The 8,106-nt window shown below is 38.7% G+C and carries 10 protein-coding genes; 2 read left to right on the forward strand and 8 right to left on the reverse strand.

The genetic code is table 11. The annotated features are described in order from the left end of the window. The 3 genes from BQ7314_RS14255 to BQ7314_RS14265 form a co-directional block, all read right to left on the reverse strand. The coding region (locus BQ7314_RS14255) for an AAA family ATPase (protein WP_174484361.1) at positions 1-736 on the reverse strand (736 nt) is incomplete at its 3' end. A 49-nt stretch (positions 737-785) separates the two neighbouring features. Further along, positions 786-1,634 carry an SPFH domain-containing protein gene (locus BQ7314_RS14260; RefSeq protein WP_425356654.1) on the reverse strand — a complete coding sequence of 283 codons (849 nt, stop codon included), beginning with the start codon at positions 1,632-1,634 and terminating at the stop codon, positions 786-788. A 35-nt stretch (positions 1,635-1,669) separates the two neighbouring features. Continuing rightward, a complete protein-coding gene (locus tag BQ7314_RS14265) occupies positions 1,670-2,134 on the reverse strand; it encodes an NfeD family protein (RefSeq protein WP_174484363.1) in 465 nt (154 codons plus the stop codon). Positions 2,135-2,214: 80 nt separating this feature from the next. Between BQ7314_RS14265 and BQ7314_RS14270 the strand changes: the two genes are divergently transcribed. Then, the gene (locus tag BQ7314_RS14270) at positions 2,215-2,466 is read left to right on the forward strand and encodes a hypothetical protein (RefSeq protein ID WP_174484364.1); all 252 of its coding nucleotides are present in this window, start codon (positions 2,215-2,217) and stop codon (positions 2,464-2,466) included. An 84-nt stretch (positions 2,467-2,550) separates the two neighbouring features. Here the strand turns inward: BQ7314_RS14270 and BQ7314_RS14275 are convergent, their stop codons facing one another. The 3 genes from BQ7314_RS14275 to BQ7314_RS14285 all read right to left on the reverse strand — a co-directional run bounded on the left by BQ7314_RS14275 (position 2,551) and on the right by BQ7314_RS14285 (position 5,576). After that, positions 2,551-4,098 (reverse strand): GGDEF domain-containing protein, encoded by a 1,548-nt coding sequence (locus BQ7314_RS14275; protein WP_174484365.1) that lies wholly within the window; start codon positions 4,096-4,098, stop codon positions 2,551-2,553. Positions 4,099-4,183: 85 nt separating this feature from the next. Further along, on the reverse strand, positions 4,184-4,795 hold the full coding sequence (locus tag BQ7314_RS14280; RefSeq protein WP_174484366.1) for a thiol:disulfide interchange protein DsbA/DsbL: 612 nt from the start codon (positions 4,793-4,795) through the stop codon (positions 4,184-4,186). 28 nt (positions 4,796-4,823) lie between these two features. Continuing rightward, a complete protein-coding gene (locus BQ7314_RS14285) occupies positions 4,824-5,576 on the reverse strand; it encodes a c-type cytochrome (protein WP_174484367.1) in 753 nt (250 codons plus the stop codon). 102 nt (positions 5,577-5,678) lie between these two features. Here BQ7314_RS14285 and yihA point away from each other — a divergent pair, with 102 nt between their 5' ends. Beyond that, positions 5,679-6,290, forward strand: a complete 612-nt coding sequence (gene yihA, locus BQ7314_RS14290; protein WP_174484368.1) for a ribosome biogenesis GTP-binding protein YihA/YsxC — start codon at positions 5,679-5,681, stop codon at positions 6,288-6,290. Between the two features lie 76 nt (positions 6,291-6,366). Here the strand turns inward: yihA and BQ7314_RS14295 are convergent, their stop codons facing one another. Beyond that, positions 6,367-7,248: an MBL fold metallo-hydrolase gene (locus tag BQ7314_RS14295; protein ID WP_174484369.1), complete on the reverse strand. Its 882-nt coding sequence runs from the start codon at positions 7,246-7,248 to the stop codon at positions 6,367-6,369. A gap of 4 nt (positions 7,249-7,252) precedes the next feature. Beyond that, entirely contained in the window at positions 7,253-8,077 is an 825-nt protein-coding gene (locus tag BQ7314_RS14300; RefSeq protein WP_174484370.1) for an HDOD domain-containing protein, read from the reverse strand. Positions 8,078-8,106 lie beyond the last annotated feature (29 nt).

Below are 8,106 nucleotides of genomic sequence, written 5' to 3' on the forward strand. Positions count from 1 at the left end.
AATTTATAGCTTTAGCAGGATAGTTATGCCTGAAGACAAGGCGCTCTTCGCTTTCACTAGTTCTTGCGACAGAACCATCAAGTAACGCAGAAGAGACATGCACTTGTTTGACTGCTTGCTGTACTATCAATAATTTCTCTGCTGGCAATTGCACTTCTAATGTGGCTATTAATTTATGTCGGTTAGTACCACTCAATAATTCCCGCTCGGCATTATGATTTGGGTAGCCTAGTTCAATGCGCATTAAGAAACGGTCTAGCTGAGACTCAGGCAAAGGAAAAGTCCCTAATTGATACGATGGGTTTTGTGTAGCAATAACAAAAAAAGGTTGTGGCAACGGATAGGTATGTCCTTCTACAGTTACCTGCTGCTCTTCCATGGCCTCTAATAAGGCACTTTGTGCTTTTGGCGTTGCTCGGTTTATTTCATCTGCTAAAACCATTTGATTAAAAATAGCACCTTGATGAAATGAAAACTGATGTTCCTCAGGATTGTAAATTGTTGCACCAATAATATCCGCCGGAAGTAAATCACTGGTAAATTGTATGCGTTGATAATGCAAACCCATCAACTTCGCTAAAGTATGTGCTAATGTTGTTTTACCGACACCTGGAATATCTTCGATTAATAAATGTCCACCAGAAAGCAAGCAGCACAGTGATAAGCGAATTTGCTGTTCTTTACTTAAGATAATATTGCTAGCGGATTGAATGACTTGATTGATTGTTGGGTGCATTAAATGTCCTTATTTTCATTCTCTACTAAAGTTAAGACGATATAAACCCTTATTTCCCTAACATACCTTTAACCGCATGAATTAAATCCGCGGGTATCACCACTGTTTTAGCATTATCAGATTCAGATAAATCACGTATCGCTTCAATATATTTTTCCCCTAACAAATATGTAACAGGTAAATCTTTGCCTTGCAGTGCCTCAGCCACACTTTCAATTGCTTTAGCACTCCCTTGAGCTAATAAGATTTTAGCTTGTGCATCACGGCGCGAAGCTTCTAAGCGGCCATCTGCTTCTAAAATAGCGGCTTGTTTAGCGCCTTCAGCACGCGTCACTGCGGCACGACGCTCTCGTTCTGCCGCTCCTTGCTCTTCCATCGATGCTTGCATGGTTTGCGAGGGATTAATATCTTGAATTTCTACTGTTTTTAAAGTGATTCCCCAGTCAGCAATATCATCAGAAATACTTTCTTTTAATTTCGTCTTAATATGATCTCTTGAGGATAGGGCTTCATCCAGTGACATTTCGCCAATAATCGCTCTTAATGAGGTTTGAATTAGCTTTTCTATTGCCATAACAAAATGTTCGACACCATAGACTGCTTTTTCTGGAGAAACAATATTAATGTAAGCAATGGCATTAGCCACAATTACCGCATTATCTTTCGTTATCACTTCTTGTGCAGGAATATCTAAAACAATATCTTTAGTGGTGATTTTTTCAATCACCGAATCGACATAGGGAATAACAAAATTCAACCCTGGGTTTAGCGTTTGATGATATTTACCTAAGCGCTGAACAATATGCTTGTAACCTTGAGGAACAATTCTTACCCCTTTGATAACGGTGACAATCACTAAAACAACAAATGCACCGACAATATATAAGCCTTCCATTATTAGTTCTCCTTTAAATTAACGAACACTCTCAACTATTATTTAGCTGAAACAATTAACGTATTACCTGAAAATTCACGTACCATCACCCGGCTACCAACCTCAACGGGATCGGTACAAATAAATTGCCACTCATCATTACCTAAAATAGGCGCGGGGAAACGTAATTTCCCTCGTCCTTTATGTGCAGCATTATACTCAATCACCGTCCCCGTTTGGCCAATCATACCTTCGCGCGCCATGCCGGAAAATGTTTTATTTTTAAAATGAGGTGAAACCCACTTAAACCAAGCGAACACAATAAAAATAGAGAGTACAATCCAGATGAGCAGCTGCATAGTAAATGAAACTGGATAAACCCATATTAACAGCCCAACGATAATGGCACTTAAGCCAAACCATAAAGAAACAAAACTTAATAACATAATTTCTGCCATTGCTAAGCATAGCCCAAAAACCAACCAATGCCAGTAAGCAATATTTGCATTTAACCATTCCATCATTGCCATTCTCCTCAAAAATTATTTTCTTTCATTCCCGAACCAGTACAATATACGTTTATTTTTAAGTAACAGGAAATATTATGATTATCTGGGCATTTAACTTGCTTATTTTATCGGTTGGTATATTAGTGGTCGGCTTAATTAAGCCTAGATGGCTATTATTTTGGATGGAGAAACCCAACCGATATATCATTGTTGGTGTCAGTGTGGTCTTATTTATGGCTGGAATGATCTTATATGGAGAAGGCAACAGACAAGGAGCGCCTTTATCTGAAATTACTAAACAAGATAAGCCCGTAGCCACGGAAGTACCTTCTGATTTAGTTAAATAATTTACGCACACTTTCTGTGGGAGTGGCTTCAGCTACAACAACACGACTAAAGCCGATCCCACAAAACAAGCTATTTAATACCCTTCAAGAAGCAAGCACACACTGGTTGCGACCTTTTTTCTTTGCTTGATAAAGCGCCTTATCCGCACGGACAAACAAAGTTTCTTGATTGTCGCCGACTTGCAGCTCGGCAATACCACAGGAAATAGTAATATTAATCGCCTTTCCCGCATAATTAAATTTAGTTTTTTCAATAATACGACGGATTTTTTCTGCCAAGACTAAGGCTGCATCACTGCTGGTATTAGACAGTAACATAGTAAATTCTTCGCCGCCAAAGCGCGCAACAAAGTCCGTTTCCCGACAATATTTATTCAATAACTTAGCAATAATAATAAGTGTCTTATCGCCTGTTTTATGCCCGTAGTTATCATTAATCTTCTTAAAAAAATCAATATCCCACACCAATAAACTTAAAGGCTCTTTATTTCTATGCCAACGCGCATATTCGACTTCAAAGCGCCGATCATAGGCTAAACGATTAGGCAGCTGAGTCAATGCATCCGTCATTGCTTCAGTTGATGCCTGCTTCAGGCTTTCTTTTAAAGATCGTGCCTCCATTTTTACCGCTTCAATTTCAAGCGCCATATTAGCAACAAGTTGATCGGCTTTAGCCTGTTGTTTTTTCTCTTCTAACTTATAGGCTTGAATCTGTGCGCTGATATTATCAAGTTCCGACTTAACCAACTGTTTCAAAGGCTCTAATTTGGTCGCACTTGCAGAATGCTCTTGTAACGCCTGCATTTTTGTCGTAACCGACATATCTAGATTATTTCTTTTAACAAAGATTTCTTTTGCTGAGTCCGCTGTACCATTAGCACTTTCCCCTAGGCTTGCTAACTTCTGCGTAACATGGGCAAGAAATACTTCCATTTCTTCTCTTTCCTGTTGCTCATATTTTTTAATCTGCTGTAAAAAATCTAATGCAGCATCAATACTATCTCGAAAGTCCTCTTCGGTTTGTGCTTCTTTTAATGCGTGTGTAATTTTCTTAGCTTCAGCTAGTGATGCATCCGGCATATCCATATCGTGAATAAGTAGGATAAGTTGCTCACTAATAAAGTTGATATCTAAATCTGTAGCAAGAGCATCCAAATCACTCGCACAGTGGCCAACTTCAAGTGTTTCAGGCGCGCATAATTCTGTTAATAAGCTTAGCAACTCTTTAGAGGAAGCTATTTTTCCCGCTTCATATTGGCTGTACAATAATTTTAAGGCACTGACTTTATCTATATTTGCCTCTTGAGCGATTAAAAAGCTAAAGAGCAAACTCGCATCCTGCAAGGGGCCTTCCGCATCGCCTTCTTCAAAACGCAATAACGCCTCGGAAAACTTATTTAATTCATCGCTAAGCTTAGGGTTAGTAATGCCTTGTTTTAATTGGTTGCGCAAGCGTAATAAGTGGGGATCTAACTTCTGGTGAAATCCTTTAGCCGCAAGTGATAGTCGAATCAAAGCTCGACAAAAAAGTGCCCCCGTATCTTTCGTTGAAGTTTCAAGCAACTCCAACTCATCCAATGCATGATAGTACTTATCTTTCCACTTAATAACTTCAGAGCTTGACGACTCCATTTTCTACTCTACCTATGAATTTAAGAAATCCAGAGGTGCAATAGTACACCTCTGGAATCAATCTAACATATACTCTATGTAGGGATTAGTTGCTTTCCTGCGCAATTAACTCATTGACAACTTTGATCATACCGCCCTTATTACTAGCACTACGAGCATTCACCAAGTATTTTCCATTAACGACTAATGCAGGAACACCAGTGATACCATAACGAGGTCCCATTGCTTTCGCTTGGCGCATTTTAGTATCGACAATAAAAGAGTTATAAGCATCGTGAAATGCGGCTTTATCTACACCATGAGCAACAAAAAAATCAGCCAAATCTTCTTCACTCGCCAATTTTTCTTTTTTAACTTGTATCGCATGGAAAAAATCAGCATGCACTTTATCGACAACACCCAAAACTTCAGCAGTAAAATAAGCTTTTGCATGCTTACCCCATAAACTACTAAATACCGCGGGTTGACGAATAAATGTAACATTTTCCGGAAGCGTTGCTTTCCAAGCTTCTATTTCTGGCTCAAATTTGTAACAATGTGGACATCCATACCAAAAAAACTCAATGACTTCGACTTTATCAGTATCTTGGGTTGGCTGTATGGCCTTTAAATTTTCGTAGCCTTGGCCTGCAGCAAAACTGAAGCTAGTGAATATAAACAAGCTTAAAGCGAGTCCTGTTTTTATTATCTTTAACATTTTTTATACCCTTTCTTGATACAATTCATTAATTACTTTCCATCACTGACACATGATAAGCAATACCTTTAATTTCTTCTTCCGTCATTTTATGCGCAATCATATGCATCATATTGTCAGGATTATTACTACGAACATTGTTTTTAAAGTCAGTTAAGGTCTTAATTAAATAATCTGCATGCTGTCCTTGCAGTGCTGGAAAAGCAGCTGGTTTATTCCCCTCACCATAAGGGCCATGACAAGCAATACATGCCGATATCTCACGTTCTAAATCACCATTACGATAAACATCATAGCCTAATGCGAGTAATGCATCTTGTTGTTCTTGCGCTGTTTGTTTATTCACTGCCACTTGTTCTTGAGCTGCCAAAGTCTCATTATCACCCTGCTCTGCTTCCAGTTCTTCATCATCGTCGTCATCTAGTTCAAGTGGCGGTAAAGTATTTTTGGTTACTTTTTGTTGTTCATAAAATGCTGCAATATCTTGCATATCTTGAGTACTCAGACCTGCCACCATTGCACCCATTACTGCATCAGTACGCGTACCGTCTTTAAATGCCTCCATTTGCTGAACTAAATACTCTTCATTTTGATCAGCCAGTTTAGGAAATAATGGCATCATACTGTTGCCATCCTCACCATGACAACCTGCACAAGGCGCGCTTTTTGCCTTTCCAGCTGCAACATTAGTCGTCGCAGTACCCTCTGTTTTAGCTTGCGCGGTACCCGTGATATTTAATAACACAATCGATACTGACAACGCTAATAGACTTTTCTTCATTAGATTCCCCTTTTCGGAATAAAATAAACATAAGGTAATCTTATGTACAATACTAAGTTAAATTCTACTCTAATTTAATTAAACCCTCTACACGAGATAAGTATGAACTCTCTCTACTATCAGGCTAAATTTCTTCTTAGCGCTCCCGAGTTAACGTTAGCACCTACCGATATAGGCCGAGAAATTGCCTTTGCAGGCCGCTCTAATGCAGGTAAATCGAGCGCCTTAAACACCTTGACTAACCAAAAGTCATTAGCACGAATTAGTAAAACACCGGGCCGCACACAATTGCTTAATTTTTTTACACTCAATGATGAACAGCACCGCTTTGTCGATTTACCAGGCTACGGCTACGCCAAAGTGCCTGTAGCAATAAAGCAAAAATGGCAACGCTTGATGGAGACGTATTTAAGCGAGCGTCAGTCTTTATATGGCATTATTTTAGTTATGGATATTCGCCACCCATTAACAGAATTTGATCAACAAATGATCGAATGGTGCAACTACAGTCAAAAACCACTGCATATTTTACTGACTAAAGCTGACAAACTAAATTATGGCGCTGCAAAAAACATCTTGTTGAGTGTGCAGCGTGAATTAAAAAATTCCGATATGCCAATTTCACTACAACTTTTTTCTGCTTTAAAAAAGAGTGGCGTTGATGAAATTCACCAACGCTTAGACGAATGGTTTCAAGCACCCAGTACGTACTAAGACACTTTTTATATCTATAAAGCATTACTCACCTTATAGTTTTATGAATTATTTCAAGGTATCACCCTTTTTCTGGCTATAGCTCGACTTCCAAGCCCTCTTGCGCAAGAAATAATTCACAAGCTAACGTAGTATTATTTTTTAACACCTCGGCATAAATTTTATCTAATGCTGCATCGGTACGCGTCGGCTCATGGTGAGTGAAAAATAATTTTTTTGCGCCTGCTTTTTTTGCCAATTTAATCGCCGAACTATAAGTACCATGCCCCCAGTTCTTTTTATGCTGGTATTCTTGATCAGTAAACGAGCTATCTATAATCAGTACATCAACATTACGTATCAATTCAACCAGTGAATCAACACATTCCTCAATCATTTGTTCAAATTCTAAATATTCTCTATCCTCAGGCTTATAAATATTAACTTGCTGCTCATAATCTCCCGTAAAAAAAAGCGATTTACCATCACAATCAATGCGATAACCAAAATTGATCACTGGGTGATTGAGCATAATGGGAGTAACTGTAGCATTCTCAATAGTAAATTTTTCACCTGCTTTTACCGTTTTATAGCTAACATCAGCTTTTAATTCATGCTCTGCTATAGGGAAAAATGAGTGCTGCATTTGTATTTTTAAAGTTCGCTCTATACCCTCGCCTGTCTTTAAATCTTGACCGCCATAAATCGTTAACTTATTGCCTGGGATATAAATCGGTGCACAAAACGGTAGACCATGAATATGATCCCAGTGCGTATGCGTAATCAAAATATGCGCATCAATCGGCATCTTGGGCAAAAGCGTTTGCGTTAATTGATGAATTCCCGTACCAGCATCAAGAATGATAAGTCCATCATTAGCTGTTCTAATTTCGATACAAGTGGTATTACCGCCATATTTATTGGTCTGTGCTCCTGGCGTTGGAATGGAGCCCCGCACTCCCCAAAACTTAAATTTCATTGATTTATGCCTGCATAAATTGCTGTACTTCAGACTTAATAATCGACATATCACCTAAACTCACGACCAACTCATCCAAAGACATACCAAAGACATTCACTAGCTCCTCCGAAAAAGGCTCTATTACTGAATTACCCGCATCGCCTATACGACATTTTTTAGCTATTTGATTAGCCGCAAACACACAATCAACCAACAAGTCACCTCGTGTAACACTGTGATGCAAGTCTATAGCATTGGCTAAATTCTCTGCAAGCTCCCATTTCAGTGCTAGCATGCGACCTGCTTGAGCATGATTAATACCCATAATTTCCAGCTCAGCTAAGTGCAAATCAACCTGCTGTGTTTTGCTTTTTTCTAATGCCAATTTAAACTCATAAGGCATAAATTCTGCGAAAACAATTTTGCCAAAATCATGCAATAAACCAGCGACAAAATAATCACTACTCTGCATTAAAGGTACGCCCATACGTTCCGCGAGCTTTTTACTCAACACGCCAACAACTAAAGAGTGTTCTAAAAACAAGCCCGTATCAAAGCCTGCTTTATTATGAGGATTTAAAGCCCCGATAGCTGCAACACTTAAAGCTAAATTTTTAATCGTGTTAATACCGATATACACTAAAGCACGTTGAATAGAAGTAATTTTTTGCGGCAAACTATAAAAAGCAGAATTAATCACTTTTAAAATTTTAACCGTCATAACCGGATCACTTTCTATAACCGCCACTATATCTTTTGCCGACGAATCAACATCAGCTGTCAGTTGTATAACTTTATGTGGTTCTGTCGCAAGAACTAGTGAAAGCGAAGAGCGCCTTGTCTTCAGGCATAACTATCCTGCTAAAGCTATAAATT

The organism is methanotrophic endosymbiont of Bathymodiolus puteoserpentis (Logatchev) (assembly GCF_900128525.1).
Classification (GTDB): Bacteria; Pseudomonadota; Gammaproteobacteria; order Methylococcales; family Methylomonadaceae; genus Methyloprofundus.